Annotated in this window: 2 protein-coding genes and 1 pseudogene; 1 reads left to right on the forward strand and 2 read right to left on the reverse strand. The window is 40.3% G+C overall.

Annotated features, from left to right (window positions below; all coding sequences use genetic code 11):
* Positions 1-275: 275 nt before the first annotated feature.
* Positions 276-1088 (forward strand): annotated as a pseudogene (locus tag F6J99_RS43855) (alkaline phosphatase family protein); the annotation flags it as partial.
* Between the two features lie 116 nt (positions 1089-1204).
* Here F6J99_RS43855 and F6J99_RS43860 read toward each other — a convergent pair.
* Complete coding sequence (locus F6J99_RS43860; protein WP_071103985.1) at positions 1205-1414, reverse strand: hypothetical protein; 210 nt, start codon at positions 1412-1414, stop codon at positions 1205-1207.
* A gap of 190 nt (positions 1415-1604) precedes the next feature.
* Positions 1605-1886 carry a hypothetical protein gene (locus F6J99_RS46045; protein ID WP_365975442.1) on the reverse strand — a complete coding sequence of 94 codons (282 nt, stop codon included), beginning with the start codon at positions 1884-1886 and terminating at the stop codon, positions 1605-1607.
* Between the last annotated feature and the right edge of the window lie 922 nt (positions 1887-2808).

Here is a 2808-nt window from a genome sequence, read left to right on the forward strand (position 1 = left end):
TCGTTATAAGGGTTTGAGCTTGCCATTACATCATTCGTAGGGTCAATTTGCCAGTTTATCTTTCCTAAGACAACTGGCATCAAAGCCTTATATAGTAAGCTTTTCAGGGCTCATGTCACCCCTTCAGATAAAATTCATAATAATTTATTAAAAAAACCAGGCAACTATAGTCAAATCAAAATTTTTTTTGACTATTTTTTTGAGAAAATTCAATGACTGAGAAGAAAGCTATTGTCATCGGTCTTGATTGAGCGCAGTTAGACAAACTAGACGAAACTCCTACACCATATCTTGACCGTTTAAATATTATAGAGTCTTTCACAGGAGGGATTCAAGGAACAGAAACAGAACAACAAACCTTTAGTGGTCCAGGTTGGGGCAGTTTATTAACAGGTGTTTGGGCAAACAAGCACGGTATTGTTTCCAATGACGATACATTAAGAGCTAAGCCAGACTATCCTAGCATTTTTGAATACGTTCATAATGACGATCCCGATAACTATATTGCTTCTGTGGTTAATTGGGGTCTAATCAATGCTTATTTTGAGGAAGATATTAATTCAATTGTTGATTTTGAATTGACCGCACCAGAACCCACTGATGATCAACTGGCTCAAGATAATATTATTGCGCAAACTGTAGCCGATTTAATCTTAAAAGAAGGGCCAGCTTATACCTTCGTTCATCTCGATAACGTTGATGTTGTGGCTCACAATTTTGGTTTTTCTACCGAATATTTAGAAGCAATTACTATGGCTGATGGTCATGTGGGGACAATTCTTGATGCGGTAGAAGAAAGAGAAGCAGCATATCCCGATGAAGATTGGTTAGTGATTGTAACTACAGATCATGGTCGCGAACCATCAGAAGGCTTTGATCACGGTGGACAAACTGACTCGGAAAGAACGACTTTTATTGCATCTAATAAAGAACTAGATGATTCTTCCGTTGCACCTGTAACTGATGTTGTACCCACTGTTCTTGATCATTTGGATATTGAAGGCGGTGAATTTGATGGAACATCTCTTCTTGAGTCTCAACCCGAGGGAGCATGTCACTTATGCAGAACATTTGTACTCAAGCTATAGCCCCGTAATGTGTTTTAGCTTGCTGTGATAGTATATAGTTCATCTGTTCTACAATTTTGACCTGCTCCCCTTTCGTACCAACAGTTTTTGGGGCGCGTTCGCTGGCTGCAACAGAATCATTGATTTTCAAGGTCTTTTTTGGCTCTAATTTCTTGAATGTCTTGCCAAAAATCAGATCTTGTCACATTTTTTAGAGACTGTTGACGTTCTTGAGTATAATCACCAAAACCCCATCCTACATCTTGTAAAAAACGAATTGTATCAACTTGCCCTAATTCCTTAACTAAGGCATAATACCCTTTTTGTCTTAATTCAATTGGTGTCATTGTTGTTATTTTCTTTTAATACAAAAGTGTTCATTAACCAAGTGACAGGATTATCTAATTTTACTTTTAATAGATGGCTATACTTAATTGCTTTCTTGAGCAATCTATCATCCGTTGTCAATAAGACATCTACCTTAGCCGTTTCAGCGCAAGCAATATGAAAAGAATCATACAAACCAAAGCCTAACTTTTATATTTCTTGAGAACGTTTATCTATTTCCTCGGTTAAAATTATTTTATTTTCAGCAACCTGTAATAATTTTCTAATCCTGTCTAGTTTGTCAAGATTAACCATTCGGTTTAATTCTGCTTCTATAGCTTCACTACTTACCAGCTTCCATTCTTCTGAAGAAAACCGCTTAAAAATATCTAGAATTGTTTGTCCTTCTAATCGAATTCTATCTTGTCGCCAATCATCAAAAGGACGATTTAAGCAACAAACATCAAGATAAATTAAGTAAGATTCAGCCATTACTACCCCTTGGTTTAATCATACCTCGAAGGGAATTGCAATCAATAGCTTAAGTTTAGCATTCGATCCCCATTTCATCGATGTCGAGTCATTCCCTTCAAAGTTGAAAGAAGCGATGCTCCTTGGCCTTTGGGCCACGCGGGGCGCGTTTGGAGCCGCTGCGCGATTGGCCGTAGGCCACGCTAAAAGCGATTGACCGTAGGTCACGCTAAAAGCGCATTTATGTAACAAAAGTTTCGAGAAAGCGAACGCGCCCCGCGTGGCCGTAGGCCAATCCCATAAGCGCGGAAGCGAAGCTTCCGGAGCGTAGCGTGACATGCAGGTCAATCGCACTACTTCAGGAAAGTCCCCATCCAGCAGAATCCCTGAGACTGGCACTCTGATATAATCGTTTAATGTTCGATAATACCTGCAAGTTCTGACCTGCAGCAGTCTGTAATTTATCAAGACATTAAGGATGAAGGCCGTCATTTTGGGACAATCGAACGAATTGGCGTCATTTCAGCCTAGGAAAAATCAGGGTTTGACCCCAGTTTGACAGAAAAGACTTCTATCTAAAACTATTAGAAACTTAGCATCAGGCACCAGCTGTTTCAGGGTCTGGGAATAACCTTTGGCATCAGAATAGTTGCGGAACCGAGCGAAAACGACTGGTGGCATCGGTGGTAATAGCCGAATCAGTACCCATGTCTTACACCTTAATGGGTAGTGCGCTTGCAGTCTTATTTGAGGCTGATTCCCTGTCTTGATGCAGCGCAAAGTAGCCGATAATCTATCCAAGATTTCGGCTGTAATGGTAGTATATTTGGTTGGTAGGTACCCGATCAGGCGTTCGCGTAGCGTGGCCTTTAGGCCATGGCTTGAGTACCTACTTCATTTTTCTGTGGACAGGCATGTGATTATTTCGAGTCTGGGGCTAACT

It is taken from the genome of Moorena sp. SIO4G3, from assembly GCF_010692305.1.
GTDB lineage: Bacteria > Cyanobacteriota > Cyanobacteriia > Cyanobacteriales > Coleofasciculaceae > Moorena > Moorena producens_A.